Source organism: Dyadobacter sp. LHD-138 (assembly GCF_030929615.1).
Taxonomy (GTDB): Bacteria; Bacteroidota; Bacteroidia; order Cytophagales; family Spirosomataceae; genus Dyadobacter.
On the sequence record NZ_JAVFVU010000027.1, the window covers coordinates 80758 to 97169 of the forward strand.

Genomic DNA, 16412 nt, shown 5'->3' on the forward strand with positions numbered 1-16412 from the left:
TCTGGCATTCATTCAAGTATAATACTCTCCAATAACTGGACAGCTGTTAAAATTTCTAACTTAGTGGTTGACTATGAAAAAAGAACGCAGAAAATTTAGTCTGAGCTTTAAGGCAAAAGTGGCCATAGAGGCTCTCAAAGAGGAATCATTTGAAAAAGCAAAATTTCGCTGTCTATAGACATATATTTAGCTATCAAATTTAATGCCAATACTTTTAAATCAATCACTTTGTGCTTTCTTCCAACTTTGTGTTCAATTTAACCAATGTGCATTCTTCTTTTTTGTATTTATTCTATTTCACCCAACGGGTTTACTTAATAAGAATTTAAAGGGATGTGCGGTCAATGCTAATCAATCCAAAAAATATGTAAGTCTGATCCATAATTATACAATAAAATACAATATTGTTTTGTCAATTTTAGATTTTTAATGTTCTCATGAGAAAGCTTACTATATTTTTCCTGACCTTTCTTTACCTGGGTACTGCAACCGGTGTTACGGTACACCTGCATTACTGTATGGGGGAGGTCGTCAATTGGGAGGTTACAAAGGCTGACAAGGGACACTGTGAAAATTGTGGGATGGAGAAAAGTCAGTCCACAAAAAACGGATGCTGTAAAGATGAGTTCAAAAAAGTAAAGACAGACGATTCCCGGGAACTGGCAGAAGATACTTTCAGTAACCCATTGCTATCTGTGGCAATGTTAAATGAAGTGGTTACGTATGAATTTTTAGCAGCCTTTTACTCGAATGTTTTAGAGACGAGTAATCAAAGTAATGCTCCTCCCCGAAGTAAGCCAGTCCCGGTTTATATTCTGCACTGCAGTTACCTGATTTAAAATTTTTTACTCCTTTCGTGCCAGGCAAAATGTACTTGCCGGGCTCCTAGTGCTATACTCCTGTCAGCACTGGTCAATCTTTCTTTTCATTTATTAAGACATAAAAGCTATGCTACGCATTACCTATGGAGCAATTCTGCTGCTAGCCATTACCTCATTTTCTGCCTGCCGTAAACATGTCATGGACGATATGCCCATGGAAAAAAATATAGATTATCCTGCTGCCTATGTGGTTAATGGAGAAGATGCTACGGTTTCTGTGATCCGCTTATCGGATCAAACAGTTTCCGAAACTTTGGATCTAATGACTGGTTCAGCAGGGATGATCATGTGGCCACATCACATTTATCATCTCCAAAGCTTAGGAGAGCATAGGTTGACTGTCGCAGTTCCTGGAATGGATTTGAGCGCTGGCCATGCAGGGGGTAGGGCTGGTATGAAAGGGAGGGTGCTTGTTTTGGATGCTGTAAAGGGTATAGTTTTAAAAGATTTGGAAGTACCTGTCATGAACCACAACGCAGTTTACTCTCCCGATGGCAAAGAAATATGGACATCTCAAATGGATATCAAAGGAAAGGTGCTTGTCTTTGATGCAGCTACCTACACCTTGAAAAACACGATTGCTGTGGGTATGGAGCCTGCCGAAGTGACATTTTCGGCCGATGGCTCTAAGGCTTACGTCGCCAATGGCGCAGATGATAATGTCTCGGTCATCAATCCTTCAAGTAAAGCAGTCGTAGCGGCCATTCCCGTGGGCGATAACCCGGTTGCCGCCTGGATTGGTTACGATGGCAAGATGTATGTGGACAACGAAGATGGGCAAAGCATTAGCATTATTGATGTAGTAACAGACAAGGTTATTCAGACCATCGCACTCGGTTTTATGCCGGGCAGTGCTACCCACCTCGCTAAAAGACAAGAATTATGGGTAACCGACCCGGATAACGGTAAAGTGCATTATTGGAAATGGGACAGTGCGATGGAAGACTGGATGCATGGCGGGGTCTTTGATGCTGGCGCTGGTGCGCATGCAATAGGTTTTACTGCGGACGGCAACTTGGCTTATGTAACCAATCAAATGGCGCAGAGTGTATCTCTTATCAATGTTTCCACCCATACAAAAATCAAAGATATTCCGGTCGGTAAAAAGCCAAATGGGATTGCAATAAAACAATAATTATTAAATCGATTTGTAACCATGAACTAAGTAAAACAATGAAACCATGTAATAAAATATCCGCGCTGCTCTTGGTGGCAATCTTTGCCTTTCCTGTCATGCTGTTTGCACAGACTAATTATAAGCAGCCGATGAGTATTGCAAAAGATGGGAAGATTGCTGACTCAGGCGGGGTAACCATCGGATTGGTTACCAAAGACAAAATTGTCCAGGATCATGATGGCCATAAGATTGCCTTTGTGGATGGACAAGGAAACCTGGTCGATGCCAAAACCAACAAAAAAATGGGACGGATGGGTAAAGATGGAAAGACCTATTTCAATGCGAATGGCGAATTACATTTAACTGTAAAGGACAAAGGGGAAACCTGCGATATCTTAGATGCATCCGGTAAGATAATAGGCAATGTCCATTCCAGTTGTAAAGGAATGGCCTGTGTTTTACATTGCTTTGATAATGGTCTGGATGCCAGCCATAAGAAGCCAATCACTTAGGCTGCTGCCTAAGTATGCCCGATGCATCCAGAGATCAGGGGAAAAGAGGGGGATAGCAGCTCCAAATGTCACATGAAGCTAGTTAAAAAATAGGTTCCACGATACAATTATTTAATACTCATTCCAATGGAATTAATAACTAAAATATCAGCTTTGCTGACATGCATGTTATTGCTGATTGGTGCATCTTTATTTGCCCATAATGGGAAAGACCATGGCAAGCACAAGCCGGATTTTATCCAGGCAGTTTCCTCACCTTCGCGGCACAAGCATGGTATACATGATAGCACAGCCATGCAAGCGGCTATGAGCACGGATGGTGCTCATCAACATGGACTTAATGAGTTCCCGACACTACACCCTTTGGTCGTACACTTTCCAATTGTCCTGTTGATCATGGCAGCCCTTCTGCAATGGGTTGGATTATTTGTCTACAAAAAGGAAATCACCATCATTGCCTGGGTGGTTTTACTATTTGGCTTTATTGGGGCTTACGCTTCATCCACCTGGTTTCACCCGCATACCTCCGAGTTGGCAGCAGCGGTTCAGGCTGTACTAGAAGAGCATGAAAAATATGCGTCTTATACACAATGGCTGTCAGGAATAGCACTGCTGATACAATCGGTAAACCTTTTTTTTCTGAAAAGAAATGTTTGGGTTAACATTTCTGTAGCTATCGCCATGAGTGCGGCCGCATTCTTTGTTGCCTATACGGGCCATCATGGCGCGGAACTGGTCCATAAGTATGGTGTTGGGGCAAAAGGCTACTTACTGGAACAGCATCATCATTAATAACTATTAAGACCTTGTTAGGTCAACTTATAGAATTCAGTATGGTACATCGTATTATAGAATGGTCATTACAGAACCGGTTCATTGTACTGGTCTTGTCGGCAGGACTGCTTGTATGGGGCGCGTTTGCCGTGAAGAAGAATCCTATTGATGCCATTCCGGATTTATCCGAGAATCAGGTCATTGTTTTTACAGAGTGGATGGGGCGCGGACCCCAGTTAATTGAAGACCAGATTACCTTTCCGTTGGTTACCAATCTTCAGGGGCTTCCCCAAATCAAATATGTCCGGGGCAGCTCCATGTTTGGGATGAGTTTTATTTATATCATCTTCAATGATGAGGTGGACGTATATTGGGCGCGTGAGCGGGTACTGGAAAGATTAAGTACGGTATCCCGGTCACTGCCAACCGGGGTCAGCCCGCAGCTCGGTCCTGACGGAACAGGGGTTGGACATATACTCTGGTATACATTGGACGCCCCCGAAATGGACCTGGGGGAACAAAGGGCTTTGCAGGACTGGTACATCAAGTTCGCTTTACAGAATGTGGAAGGGGTCAGTGAAATTGCATCTTTTGGTGGTTTCCAAAAGCAATACCAAATCACGGTGGACCCTAATAAGCTGCTTTACTATCGCTTGTCTGTACCGCAGGTAATAAGTGCAATCCGCTTGAATAACAATGAATCCGGAGGAAGGAAATTCGAATTAAGCGACATTGGCTATATTATCAAGACGTCGGGCTATCTTCAATCCATTGAGGAAATTGAGAATATACCAGTCAAAAATCAGGCCAGTATCCCCATTAGGGTTTCAGATATAGCTTCCGTGCAGATGACAGGTGAAACCCGGCTGGGCATTTTCGATCAGGATGGGGAAGGCGAGCGCGTTGGCGGTATTGTAGTGATGCGCTATGGAGAGAATGCCGCGGCTGTTATTGAGAAAGTGAAAGTAAAGATGCTCGAAGCGGCCAAGGGTTTTCCCAAGGGCGTTAAATTCGATATTGTCTATGACCGCGGAGAGCTGATTCAGGAATCCGTTGATTCGATCAAGCACACGTTAATTGAAGAAATGATCGTAGTCTCATTAGTGGTGATCATCTTTCTTTTTCACTGGCGCAGCGCATTGAGTATAATTATCCAGATCCCGATCACCCTTGCCGCCAGTTTTATTTTACTGAATGCCTTTGGGATTTCATCCAACATCATGTCCTTAACGGGTATCGCCCTTGCTATCGGCGTAATCGTTGATAATGGCATTATTATGAGTGAAAATGCCTACAAGCATCTTTCTGAGCGGTATGAGCAGCAGAAAACGACATCATTATGAAATGGTTTAAAAATAAAAAACAGCCTCAGTGGCTCTCAGAACAGGAACGCCTGGCCATTATTGAAAAATCAAGCAAGCAGGTATCCCGGGGGGTATTCTTTGCAACAGTCATTATTATAACCTCTTTTCTTCCCGTATTTATGCTTACGGGGCAGGAAGGTAAGCTGTTTCACCCTTTGGCTTATACGAAAACTTTCATTTTGATTGTGGATGCCTTACTGGTCATTACGCTGGCCCCGGTGCTGATATCTTTTATCATGAAAGGAAAGTTCCGGCCCGATCACGCCAATCCTGTCAACAGGGTCCTTGAGCGTGTTTATGAGCCGGTCATAAGGGGGGTGTTAAAATGGCGCAAAACTACGCTGGGCATCAATATCATTGCCCTTTTAGCGACCATGCCGTTGCTGGCCAGTCTTGGTTCGGAGTTCATGCCGCCCCTGGATGAACAAAGTATCCTTTTTATGCCGGTGACGCTGCCGGACATCTCGAATTCGGAAGCAAAACGGATCCTGCAAGTGCAGGACAAAATCATTAAATCAGTTCCTGAGGTTGATAAGGTGTTGGGAAAGGCCGGAAGGGCAAGTACAGCTACTGACAATTCCCCGATCAGCATGATTGAAACGATCATCAAATTGAAACCAAAGTCAGAGTGGCGGGCTGGGATTACAAAGAAAGATATTATTACCGAGCTTGATGCTAAACTGCAAATCCCGGGTGTGATCAACGGTTGGACCCAGCCGATCGTCAACCGGATCAACATGCTTTCGACCGGGATACGCACTGATGTAGGTGTTAAAGTGTATGGGCAGAATTTGGATACAATTGCCAATGTATCTGAAAGGGTTAAAAGAACGCTTGAAGGCACGGCAGGCATCAGTGATCTTTATGTAGAACCCGTGACAGGGGGGAAGTATTTGTCTATCAACCCCAGAAGAGAAGATTTAAGCCGCTACGGTCTCAGTGTCGATGATGTCAACCAAGCAGTTGAATTTGCATTGGGAGGCGCGCCGATAGGAAATACCATTGAAGGTAGAAAGCGGTTTTCAATCAGTGTCAGGCTTGCCCAGAATTATCGAAATAGCGTAGAAACTATCAACAGACTTCCTTTGATGTCTGCTTCCATGGGAGAAGTACCCTTGTCAGCAGTAGCGGACGTAGTATTTGAAAACGGCCCACCGATGATAGTCTCGGAGAACGCCATGCTGCGGGGTGCGGTTTTGTTCAATGTTCGGGGGCGCGATCTAGGCGGAACTGTCCAGGAAGCCATCGAAAAGATCAGTAAATCAAATGGTGTACTTCCACCGGGTTACTATCTGGAATGGAGCGGACAGTATGAAAACCTGATACGCGGTAAGCAAACGCTTCTGTGGATTGCACCGGTGGTACTTTTGATCATTTTCATTTCCCTTTATTTCGCTTTCCACTCGCTACGTGAAGCTTTTCTAAGCTTAATCACCGTTCCCTTTGCTTTGATCGGTGGGGCGTATATGATCTATTTCTGGGGTGTTAACCTCTCTGTGGCAGTGGCTGTGGGTTTCATTGCCTTATTTGGTATTGCCGTAGAAACCGGTATCGTAATGGTCATCTATCTGAATGATGCGATGCAGCAGCTGGTCACCAAGCAGGGCAACTCCGCTGAAACAATCACTAAAGATGACCTGCGCGAGTACGTAATCCATGGGGCGGTCAAACGTCTGCGCCCCAAGCTGATGACGGTGTGCGTTTCGCTATTTGGATTGGTGCCGGTACTTTGGGCCAATGGGATAGGAACGGACGTGATGCAGCCTATTGTGCTGCCGATGATCGGAGGCGTGCTTACATCATCTACGCATATCCTGCTGGTAACACCACTGATATTTTTAATGACAAAGGAATATGAGCTACGTAAATACGGAAAACTGCAAATCCATGACACGCAACACTAAATATGTAAAATGGTTGATCCTGTTTTTGCTGCCACTTGCAAGCTGGGCTCAGAAGCCTGTATTGACACTAGATACTATTTTACAACGAATTGATAACAACAACCTGATGCTGCAGTCCTACAGGTTTAAAGCGGACAGTTACAAACATAGCGCCGACGCGGCCACGGCCTGGATGGCACCCATGATAGGTTTGGGGACTTTCATGATGCCTTATCCCAATCAAATGATTATGGACGCTCGAGACAAGGGCAGCCTGATGCTGCAGATCGAGCAGGATATCCCTAATCTGGCTAAGCTCAGTGCAAAGAGAAAATATATCGCTTCGCAGGGTAATGTGGAAAGGGCTAACCGAAGCATCACCCTTAATACATATAAGGCACAAGCAAAACGACTCTATTTCAACTGGCTCATAGCCAGGCAGCGTGTAACGGTACTCGAAGAGAATGAGAAAATTATGGTCATGATGAAAAAGATCGAAGAAGTCAGGTATCCCTACAATCAGTCACAACTGGGAGGGGTTTACCGGGCCGAGTCGAAAATCCTGGAAAACCAGAATATGATCCGTATGCAGGAAGGCACTATTGGGAAGGCGAAAGGATGGCTCAATAGCCTGATGAATGCGACTGGTAACCAGGCTTTTGAAATTGACACTGCCTATAAACCTTCCTTTCAGCCAGCTATGCACTACGATACCGCTACGCTGGCTGATGCCAGAATGGATGTTTTTAAAATGAATGAAAGTATCCGATCCATGCAACTGAATATCGAAAGCATGAAACAACAGAAAAAGCCGGATTTTAAAATTCGCTTTGACCATATGTACCCGTTGGATGCCATGATGCCTAATGCTTACAGCGTAATGGGGATGCTCAGTATCCCGATAGCTCCCTGGTCATCGAAAATGTATAAGTCGGATATCAAGGCTATGCAGCTCAATATCCAGGGGATGCTCAAAGAGCGGTCTGCCATGCTGGTGGAAACGCAGGGCATGTTGTATGGTATGCAGTCAGAGATTGGGTCCATGCAAACCAGGGTTAGTACCATGCAGGATAAAATACTTCCGGTCCTTCAAAAAGCAATGGATTCCTATTTTGTTAATTACCAGGAAAATAAAGCCCAGCTTCCTGTGGTTATTGATGCCTGGGAAGCTTTGACAATGATGCAGATGAACGTGCTGGATGAGAAATTGAAACTCTATGAAATGATAGTCGATTATGAAAAAGAACTATATCGGTAGCCTTTTAACGGTGCTGATACTAGCTACCGTGTTTTTAACCGCCTGTGACCGTAAAACCCCAAAAAATGCGCATACGGCTCATGAGGAATCGGAGCAGTATACCTGCCCGATGCACCCGCAGGTAGTTAGCAGCAAACCAGGCAAGTGCCCGGTCTGTGGCATGGACCTGGTGGCAAAAAAAGCAAATAAAGAGCTGATCGTTGATAGCAGCTTCAATGCTTTGTTGAAGCCGGTGAATGCCCAGGTGATTGCCGACATCCCACTGATCAGTGCAGAGCGTGGGATGCGTATTTTTTCAGCCCAGGCACAAGGAGTAGTAACTTATGACAGCCGGAGCCAGGTTTCACTTGCATCCAGAGTGGGTGGTCGTATTGAAAAGCTGCTGATTAAATACAACTACCAGCCTGTGCGGAAAGGACAGTTGGTGATGGAAGTCTATTCACCGGATCTGGCATCCGCTCAAAGGGAACTTTTGATGCTTAGTAACGATGGTGGCAGTCCGGATTTACTACTAAAGGCAAAACAGCGCCTGGAGCTACTGGGAATAGGTCCAGGGCAAATTCAGGAGATTATCAAGTCAGGAAATATCCTCTATAAGGTACCGGTGTATAGTCCTGCCAGTGGATACATCCTGGAACAATCGGCTAACTTACCGCAGACTGGCGCACCTATGCCGTCAGTTTCCGGCGTTGATGGCGCCGCAATGGATGAGATGGGAGGCAGCTCAACTGCACCGGCAGCCCCTGCTGCGCCATCGACGGCGGCTTCTCCCGTGCTTCTGCGTGCCGGGCAGTATGTTACAGCCGGACAAACCTTGTTTACAATTTATACGTCCGAAGGCCTGATTGCGGAATTCGCGCTATCGCCAGCTATATCTTCCCGCATCAAACCACGACAAAAACTGCTCTTTTATGCGGGCAATGACAAAACAACTATGGCCAGCGGCCAGATTGGACTGATCCAACCGGTTCTTCGAAGCGGCGAGCGTTTCACCTTGGCCAGGGTCTATCTCAAAGGCAAAAACCTGACGCCAGGACAACTGCTGACAGCGCGCATTCCCATTGTTTTTCAAAATGGGTTATGGCTGAATAAAAAAGCGGTCTGGCAGACCGGTAGTAAGTCTATTGTGTTTAAGCAGCAAGGTAAAGTGCTGGTACCCACGCAGGTTAAAGCAGGGGCAATTGTAGATGGGATGGTGCAAATACGATCTGATATCAAGGATTGGAAAGTAGCGTCCAATGCATCCTATCTGATAGACAGTGAGAGCTTTATTAAGGATAATAGTACCGTTGAAAATTAAAAATATGAAAAGAATCGCATTTTTAAGGCTCGCCACTTTTGCATCTTTTGCGCCTGGGATGCTTCTGATTGCTTGTAAAGATGATCAAAAAAAGCAAACCGCACAAGCCGGGCAGAAGACTTATACCTGTCCTATGCATCCACAGATAGTTCAGGACAAACCAGGCACCTGTCCGATCTGTGGGATGGACCTGGTGATTTTCGATAAAAGTAGTAAGGATGTCTCTATCACATTGGGCGAAAGCCAAGTAAAGTTAGCCAATATAACGACAATGGCAGTGGGCAGAGGCCTTTTGACCAATTCCAAAAGGCTTAATGGCCGGCTTGCGGTAAACCCTGACCAAACTGCTGTGGTATCCAGCCGTGTGGCTGGGCGAATCCAGGTGCTATACTTCAAAGAAACCGGTGTGCCGGTAAGGAAAGGACAGCCACTTTATACAATATACTCTGAGCAGCTTTCCGCATTGCAGCAGGAATATTTGTTGGCATATGCCCAAATGAAGCAGTTCCCTTCGGACATCCGGTTTGGGGCCATTGAAAAGGCGGCCCGTCAAAAGCTACGGTTGTTTGATCAAAGTGAAGAAGATATACAAGACTTAATGGAAAACCAGAAGCAGGAGCCGTTTATTACGTATCGGGCACCGATTAGCGGCACCATATCGGAGCTTTCGGTAACAGAAGGCCAATATGTGTCTGAGGGGAGCGTCGTACTTCGCCTGGAAGACTATTCTACTTTATGGGTGGAAGCCGACATTTATCCGGCAGAAGCGGCCAGCATCCATAGAGGGGAAAAAGTACAGGTTCAGGTGGCAGGCTGGGAAGATAAGCCCCAGCCGATGCGCATCGACTTCATTATACCAGCAATTCAAAGTGGCAGTCAGCTGATGCAGGTCCGGGGGACTGTTCCAAACCCAGGCAATCGGTGGCAGCCAGGATTACAGGCCAATTTGATATTACCCATTACGGGTACGATTAATACCATGACTTTACCTGTCGATGCCGTGATCCGTGACGCGAAAGGCGCGCACGTGTGGATCGAAACGAAGCCGGGCATTTTCCAGGCACGCATGGTATCGATTGGTATGCAAAATGCTGACCTGGTTGAAATTAAGGAAGGTATTGCCAAAGACGAGAAAGTGGTTGTTACGGGTGCTTATCTTTTATACAGTGAATACGTACTGAAAAAGGGATCTGATCCTATGGCGCTGCATCTACATGAATAGCCAATTTTTAACCATAAATTTTATTAAGATGAAAAACGTAACCAAATGGGCAATGCCAGTGGCAATGATAGTATTTCTTTCGGCCTGTGGCAGCAAAAATGAAGAAAGCAACACCAGTTCCTATCAGGATTCAACAGCCCATGAGCACCATGAAGGCATGGATATGGGTGACAAAGAAACAGGTAAAGTCGAATTAAAAGATGATAAGCTTAATGCAGTCTACCAGCACTATATACATTTGACCACGGCCTTAATCAATTCAGACGTAGCAGAAGCAAAAATAGCTTCCAGTGCCATTGAAGCAGGTTTAGGCCAGATTTTAGAAAGTTCTTCCACATCAAAAATAGCTTCAAAAATTACAGAAGCCAAAGATATCGAAGAACAAAGGGGGCTGTATTCCTCACTAAGTAACGAGTTTATCCCCATGGTAAAAAAAGCGGGTTTAAGTAGGGGGGAGCTGTATGTTGATTTTTGCCCAATGGCCAATAAGGCTAAAGGGGCCTATTGGCTTTCAAACCAGAAGGAGATTAAAAATCCATATTTCGGTGATAAAATGATTTCCTGTGGAGAAGTAAAGGAAACGGTGAATTAAACCGAAGTTTGATCCCAGTAGTACCGGGTTCAGGGCATTGCCCTGAACCAATTTTCAACAATACTTAAAAGCACTTCTGATGAAACTATTCACTATACTACTACTACTATTATTATGGCTGCCTGTTGTGGATGTTTTCGCGCAGCACCAGCATGGTGCCGGATCAGTCGGCCCGGCATCGGTAAAAAAACCACTTTTCGAAAACTCAAAAGCTGGCAAGGTCGAATACCATCTGTATGTAAATGACACATTAGCCAACATCAGTGGCAAAAGAAAGGTACCGGCACTTGCTGTAAATGGTCAGATCCCTGCACCGACCTTACATTTTACAGAGGGTGACACCGCCGTGATTCATGTCCATAATCTGATGCAGCATGAAACATCAATCCACTGGCATGGGCTGTTGCTACCCAATAAAGAAGATGGTGTACCTTATCTGACAACAGCTCCTGTCGAGCCGGGAGGCGAATATACTTTTACATTCCCACTCATCCAAAGCGGTACGTTCTGGTACCATTCCCACACCATGCTCCAGGAGCAAAGTGGTTTATACGGTTCAATCGTAATCCAGCCCAGAAAAAAAATCTATGAAGTGGATAAGGAGTTTGTGCTTTTGTTATCAGACTGGACGGATGAGAACCCCAGGCGTGTGCTGAATGCGTTGAAAAGGAATGATCCTGCAAGTGAGTGGTATTCCATTAAAAAAGGGTATGCCCAGAGCCTGGATAAGTTAATGCAGCACAAAGGATTGAGCAACAGAATCAAGAATGGCTGGAAACGTATGCCGCCGATGGACCTGTCGGATGTTTATTATGCCGCATTTCTGGCCAATGGAAAACGCAAAGAAAGTATTCCGGATTTAAAACCGGGCGATAAAGTCCGGTTACGTGTCATTAACGGTTCGGCTTCGACCTATTTTTACCTCCACGGCGGGGCAGGGAAACTGGAATTGATTTCATCGGATGGGATCGACGTAAAGCCAATCAAAATAGACCGATTGCTGATGGGGATCGCTGAAACCTATGATTTTCTGTTGACGGTGCCGAAGGATAAAACCATTGAGTTCAGGGCAACTGCTCAGGATGTCTCCGGATTTGCTTCTTTATATCTGGGTAAAGGGGATACACTATCTGCCACACCTGTCCCCAGGCCAAACGTTTGGAATATGGATGAGATGATGATGGACATGTCTGTTAATTTTCCGGATAGAATGGGTCATTCCGATACGGACATGAACAAAATGGACCACAGTAAAATGAATATGGAGCAGCCACCCAAGAAGGAGCCTGTTGCGAAGCCGGAAAAAGGCCATGAGGGTATGGATATGACCAAAATGGACCATAGCAAAATGAATATGGAAGGTGTGGACCTGGTTAAAAACGACTCGCTGACGATATTCAATTATGATTTGTTAAGCGCAAAACAGGAAACAACTTTTGATAGGTCAAAACTCAGAAGGACAGTTCACATAAAATTAACCGGTAGCATGTACCGCTATGTATGGTCGATGGATAATAAAGTTCTTTCGCAAGCCGATAAGATAGAGATAAAAAAAGGTGAAATCGTGCAGTTCGAATTAGAGAATACCACGATGATGAACCACCCCATGCACTTGCATGGTCATTATTTTAGAGTGCTCAATAAGAAAGGGGGTTTCTCTCCCTTAAAGCACACCCTGGATGTTCCTCCAATGACAAGCGTTACCATTGAATTTGATGCGACTGAGGAAAAAGATTGGTTTTTTCACTGTCACGTACTTTACCATATGATGAGTGGAATGGCCCGTATTGTTGGATATCAGGGAAGTACCCGTGATACATCTTTGGCCAGCTACCCGCTAAGAAATTTATTTAAGGAAGATAAAATGTGGTTTTTTTATGGCAGTATTGCTGCCAAATCACATATGGCAGAAGCGAAGGCTAATTTTATTAATAGAAGTAGTGCGATCCGGTTTGAAGGAAATTACAACTATGGTTCTCAATATGAGGCCAATATCAGTTACGAAAGATACATTGGAGACTGGCTGCGGCCCTACATTGGCTTTGGTGCCGTGAAACAGCGGTACTACAATATATTCAACGGGGAACAAACGTTTGCGCAGGATTTTGACTTGCCGGTAATTGGAGTCCGCTATACCCTTCCTTTTTTCATCGATGCAGATCTGCGTGTAAATTCAAATGGGCGTGTACGATTTGCGATGGAAGGGGAGGAATGGCTGTTGCCAAAACTTTTTTTCAACTGGCGTATCAACACCGATAAGGAATACCATCTGGACTTGGAATATATGCTTGGTAAATACATTTCCTTATCCGGAGGGTATGATTCCAGGTATAAACTGGGTGGGGGCTTATTAGTAAGGTTCTAATCAAGGGGATTGTTTAACATGTGGCAGGATTTTCCTTCTAAGTTAAAACCCTGGCAGCAATACCAAGATTTCAACGGGCTGACCAAAAGATGTTTGCTGCTGTCGGCCCTGAGTGCGTTTAAAGTTCCAGTTTTTAAACAAAATTAAATCAATGGAAAATCACTACCACCACGAGCATCATCCAAAAGAGCCAGTGGAAAGCATGCATGCTATGTCGGAATCTTCTCATGACCAGGGCCATGACAAACATGCTGGACATCACACAGAAGATTTTCTTAAACGCTTCTGGATCTGTCTGGCCATCACCGTGCCGATCCTTTTGCTATCGCATATGATCCAGCAGTGGGCTGGGTTTAACTGGAAGTTTGCAGCTGATCAATATGTGCTTTTGACACTAAGTACGATTATGTATTTTTATGGGGGCTGGCCGTTTCTGATGGGCCTTGTCAGGGAGCTGAAAAGCAGGCAGCCTGGCATGATGACGCTGGTAGCGGTTGCGATCACGACGGCCTATGTATACAGTGTTGCCGTGGTTTTTGGGCTGGAAGGTATGGACTTCTTTTGGGAGCTTGCTACTCTGATTGATATCATGCTGATCGGGCATTGGCTGGAAATGAAATCCCAGATGGCGGCTTCACAGGCCTTGGAATCGCTGGTGGCTTTGCTTCCATCCGTGGTGCATGTTCAGAAGGATCATCAGGTAACAGACATTCCGTTAAAAGACCTTCGCAGCGGTGATGTGTTGCTTATAAAGCCTGGTGAAAAAATACCGGCTGACGGTGTGATCCTTGAAGGTAGTTCCTATGTGAATGAAAGTATGCTGACCGGTGAAAGCGTTCCAGTCCAGAAACAGAAAGATGACAAAGTCATAGCAGGTGCAGTTAATAGTGATGGCGTTCTTAAGATTCATGTAACCTATGCGGGCGATGATACTTATCTGCAAAAAGTCATTAGTATGGTTAGAACAGCCCAGGGAGCTAAATCAAATACACAGAATTTAGCTGATAAAGTGGCTGGATGGTTAACGCTGGTTTCCATTACTGTTGGCGTGGTCACTTTTATTGTTTGGTCTATTGCTGGCAAGGATCTTGCGTTTGCTTTGGAAAGAATGGTTACAGTCATGGTAACTTCTTGCCCGCATGCATTAGGCGTTGCTATTCCTTTGGTCATTGCTATTTCAACTACACTATCTGCAACACACGGTCTTTTGATCCGGAACCGCACTGCTTTTGAAAATGCCCGTAAGCTTACCACTATTATTTTCGATAAGACGGGCACACTGACCCAAGGCTCTCATGAAATCCAGCAGATTATATCCATTGATGATCAGTATTCACCTGATCAGATCTTACAGTATGCCGGGGCAATTCAGCAAAACTCTGAACATCATATCGCGCATGGGGTCATGCGTAAGCTAAAAGAGAAAGGATTAGAGCTGTGGCCTTCGACAGAGTTTAGTTATATGCAGGGAGTTGGCGTAGCAGGTACAGTAAACGATACAAAGGTTGTTGCTGCGGGCCCCAATTACTTCAAACAGGAAAGCAAACAGGTACCAGCTATTCCGGATCAAGTAGACCAGGCTACTGACACGGTGAACTTTGTACTTATTGATGGCAAGGTTGTTGGCTTGATCACTTTTGCTGATAGCATCAGAGAAAGTGCAGCCCAGGCCATCGCTGAATTGCAAAAGATGAACATTAAAACATTCCTTTTAACAGGGGATAATGAGAAGATTGCAGAAGCCGTAAGCAAAAGACTAAACATGGACGGCTATCTGGCTAATGTACTGCCGCATCAAAAGCAGGATAAGGTTAAGGAATTTCAGAATAAAGGAGAAATTGTTGCCATGACCGGCGATGGAGTAAATGATGCACCTGCTCTTGCACAGGCTGATGTTGGTATTGCCATTGGTTCCGGAACAGATGTTGCAGCTGAAACAGCGGATATCATCCTGGTAAACAGTGACCCGATGGATGTGGTGCATATGATCACATTTGGCAGGGTTACTTATAGAAAAATGGTGCAGAACCTGGCTTGGGCAATAGGTTATAATGTGATTGCCATACCATTGGCTGCCGGTGTTTTGTATCCCTCTTTCATGTTAAACCCGGCAATGGGGGCAGTCCTGATGAGCGCATCCACCATTGTGGTTGCAGTTAATGCAAAGCTATTGAGGGTAAAATAGAAGTACACTATGACAAACGAGCAATTTGATGAGATGATCAAAATCAAGTTAACGTCCTTTCTGCCTATGTACCAATGCAAGAATTGGCTTGATTTAAACCAGATGCTTACCAGGTATAGACATAAATGTCTAAGACGGAACATGAGCCGCCCTCGGAGGAGCAAATTGGACCGCTTTTGAAAGGTGTAATTAGGTAGCTGTAATTGTTGAAGTTTGTGTGGTGCTGACTTGAACCATGGCTGTAGTTGCCCGATAAATGATGGAGAACCGGCGAATCCAAATGCTCCAAGTCATCCTATCCTTTTGCAGGTAATCTGAAAAAGGTAGTGATTGATTTTTAGTGAATTCTCCAAATTATTTCAGAAGGTGGTATTTTGAGAGTGATTCATAAAAGGATAAAAAGAGGCTGCCCTTTTGAGACAACTTCTTTTTGTTTGACATCTGATTCAATACGCAATTTTTATCAGTTCAAAATTTTCATTACAAAACGAGGTAAGATCATTAAGGCCATGACACCTGTCACGACGATAGTGATTGTAACAAACAGCCATCTTCTTTCCTCTACTTTATCCATTCTTGTTACTTCGTACTTTTTAAGTTCTTTAAATAGCAAAAACATAACAATTGCCAAAGGAGAAAAAAAAGCTATTGTTGTCAATATTTTGGGCAGAAGATGAGCCGCTCTTAATAACTCAATAACTGAAAATCCATGTAGATACTTTTTTAAAACTATGTCAATAATTATCCACAAGGCCATGTAATGGAGCACAAATAGTGTTGACATCGATAATCGATAATCAATATTTTTCGATCCCGAATTTTTGCTTGCCCGGGTATAGAAAAAATCTCTTAGGTTGATGAAAAAAAATAACATGGTTTTTGTATTAGTGTTATTAAAATTAATCAAGGTCGTCATAAACGGCCATCCGAATTGAAGCTGTACCAGGAGCTACGGCTAA

General features: G+C 44.5%; 14 protein-coding genes. 13 read left to right on the forward strand and 1 reads right to left on the reverse strand.

What is annotated here, in order from left to right:
- The first annotated feature begins 437 nt into the window (after nucleotides 1–437).
- From RB622_RS19395 to RB622_RS19450, 13 genes are all read left to right on the forward strand, one after another.
- Nucleotides 438–839: an HYC_CC_PP family protein gene (locus tag RB622_RS19395; protein ID WP_308048268.1), complete on the forward strand. Its 402-nt coding sequence runs from the start codon at nucleotides 438–440 to the stop codon at nucleotides 837–839.
- A gap of 109 nt (nucleotides 840–948) precedes the next feature.
- Entirely contained in the window at nucleotides 949–2016 is a 1068-nt protein-coding gene (locus RB622_RS19400) for a YncE family protein (protein WP_308048269.1), read from the forward strand.
- Nucleotides 2017–2054: 38 nt separating this feature from the next.
- A complete protein-coding gene (locus RB622_RS19405; protein WP_308048270.1) occupies nucleotides 2055–2510 on the forward strand; it encodes a 5-fold beta-flower protein in 456 nt (151 codons plus the stop codon).
- Nucleotides 2511–2531: 21 nt separating this feature from the next.
- The gene (locus RB622_RS30370) at nucleotides 2532–2603 is read left to right on the forward strand and encodes a heavy metal-binding domain-containing protein (protein ID WP_409021690.1); all 72 of its coding nucleotides are present in this window, start codon (nucleotides 2532–2534) and stop codon (nucleotides 2601–2603) included.
- Between the two features lie 33 nt (nucleotides 2604–2636).
- Nucleotides 2637–3302 (forward strand): DUF2231 domain-containing protein, encoded by a 666-nt coding sequence (locus tag RB622_RS19410; RefSeq protein WP_308048271.1) that lies wholly within the window; start codon nucleotides 2637–2639, stop codon nucleotides 3300–3302.
- 41 nt (nucleotides 3303–3343) lie between these two features.
- Complete coding sequence (locus tag RB622_RS19415) at nucleotides 3344–4627, forward strand: efflux RND transporter permease subunit (RefSeq protein WP_308048272.1); 1284 nt, start codon at nucleotides 3344–3346, stop codon at nucleotides 4625–4627.
- Entirely contained in the window at nucleotides 4624–6552 is a 1929-nt protein-coding gene (locus tag RB622_RS19420; RefSeq protein WP_308048273.1) for an efflux RND transporter permease subunit, read from the forward strand. The genes RB622_RS19415 and RB622_RS19420 overlap by 4 nt, the downstream gene beginning before the upstream one ends.
- The gene (locus RB622_RS19425) at nucleotides 6536–7789 is read left to right on the forward strand and encodes a TolC family protein (protein ID WP_308048274.1); all 1254 of its coding nucleotides are present in this window, start codon (nucleotides 6536–6538) and stop codon (nucleotides 7787–7789) included. The genes RB622_RS19420 and RB622_RS19425 overlap by 17 nt, the downstream gene beginning before the upstream one ends.
- Complete coding sequence (locus RB622_RS19430) at nucleotides 7767–9089, forward strand: efflux RND transporter periplasmic adaptor subunit (RefSeq protein ID WP_308048275.1); 1323 nt, start codon at nucleotides 7767–7769, stop codon at nucleotides 9087–9089. The genes RB622_RS19425 and RB622_RS19430 overlap by 23 nt, the downstream gene beginning before the upstream one ends.
- Before the next feature lie 4 nt (nucleotides 9090–9093).
- Nucleotides 9094–10311: an efflux RND transporter periplasmic adaptor subunit gene (locus RB622_RS19435; RefSeq protein WP_308048276.1), complete on the forward strand. Its 1218-nt coding sequence runs from the start codon at nucleotides 9094–9096 to the stop codon at nucleotides 10309–10311.
- A gap of 28 nt (nucleotides 10312–10339) precedes the next feature.
- Nucleotides 10340–10903, forward strand: a complete 564-nt coding sequence (locus RB622_RS19440; RefSeq protein WP_308048278.1) for a DUF3347 domain-containing protein — start codon at nucleotides 10340–10342, stop codon at nucleotides 10901–10903.
- Nucleotides 10904–10982: 79 nt separating this feature from the next.
- A complete protein-coding gene (locus tag RB622_RS19445) occupies nucleotides 10983–13268 on the forward strand; it encodes a multicopper oxidase domain-containing protein (RefSeq protein ID WP_308048279.1) in 2286 nt (761 codons plus the stop codon).
- Nucleotides 13269–13419: 151 nt separating this feature from the next.
- Nucleotides 13420–15453: a copper-translocating P-type ATPase gene (locus tag RB622_RS19450; protein ID WP_308048280.1), complete on the forward strand. Its 2034-nt coding sequence runs from the start codon at nucleotides 13420–13422 to the stop codon at nucleotides 15451–15453.
- Between the two features lie 463 nt (nucleotides 15454–15916).
- Here RB622_RS19450 and RB622_RS19455 read toward each other — a convergent pair whose 3' ends face one another.
- Nucleotides 15917–16327: a hypothetical protein gene (locus tag RB622_RS19455; protein WP_308048281.1), complete on the reverse strand. Its 411-nt coding sequence runs from the start codon at nucleotides 16325–16327 to the stop codon at nucleotides 15917–15919.
- Between the last annotated feature and the right edge of the window lie 85 nt (nucleotides 16328–16412).

What these genes read in the sequence shown, in the direction of transcription:
- RB622_RS19395 (WP_308048268.1), top strand. Translation starts at nt 438, where the DNA reads ATGAGAAAGCTTACTATATTTTTCCTGACCTTTCTTTACCTGGGTACT.
- RB622_RS19400 (WP_308048269.1), top strand. Translation starts at nt 949, where the DNA reads ATGCTACGCATTACCTATGGAGCAATTCTGCTGCTAGCCATTACCTCA.
- RB622_RS19405 (WP_308048270.1), top strand. Translation starts at nt 2,055, where the DNA reads ATGAAACCATGTAATAAAATATCCGCGCTGCTCTTGGTGGCAATCTTT.
- RB622_RS19410 (WP_308048271.1), top strand. Translation starts at nt 2,637, where the DNA reads ATGGAATTAATAACTAAAATATCAGCTTTGCTGACATGCATGTTATTG.
- RB622_RS19415 (WP_308048272.1), top strand. Translation starts at nt 3,344, where the DNA reads ATGGTACATCGTATTATAGAATGGTCATTACAGAACCGGTTCATTGTA.
- RB622_RS19420 (WP_308048273.1), top strand. Translation starts at nt 4,624, where the DNA reads ATGAAATGGTTTAAAAATAAAAAACAGCCTCAGTGGCTCTCAGAACAG.
- RB622_RS19425 (WP_308048274.1), top strand. Translation starts at nt 6,536, where the DNA reads ATGACACGCAACACTAAATATGTAAAATGGTTGATCCTGTTTTTGCTG.
- RB622_RS19430 (WP_308048275.1), top strand. Translation starts at nt 7,767, where the DNA reads ATGAAAAAGAACTATATCGGTAGCCTTTTAACGGTGCTGATACTAGCT.
- RB622_RS19435 (WP_308048276.1), top strand. Translation starts at nt 9,094, where the DNA reads ATGAAAAGAATCGCATTTTTAAGGCTCGCCACTTTTGCATCTTTTGCG.
- RB622_RS19440 (WP_308048278.1), top strand. Translation starts at nt 10,340, where the DNA reads ATGAAAAACGTAACCAAATGGGCAATGCCAGTGGCAATGATAGTATTT.
- RB622_RS19445 (WP_308048279.1), top strand. Translation starts at nt 10,983, where the DNA reads ATGAAACTATTCACTATACTACTACTACTATTATTATGGCTGCCTGTT.
- RB622_RS19450 (WP_308048280.1), top strand. Translation starts at nt 13,420, where the DNA reads ATGGAAAATCACTACCACCACGAGCATCATCCAAAAGAGCCAGTGGAA.
- RB622_RS19455 (WP_308048281.1), bottom strand. Translation starts at nt 16,327, where the DNA reads ATGTTATTTTTTTTCATCAACCTAAGAGATTTTTTCTATACCCGGGCA.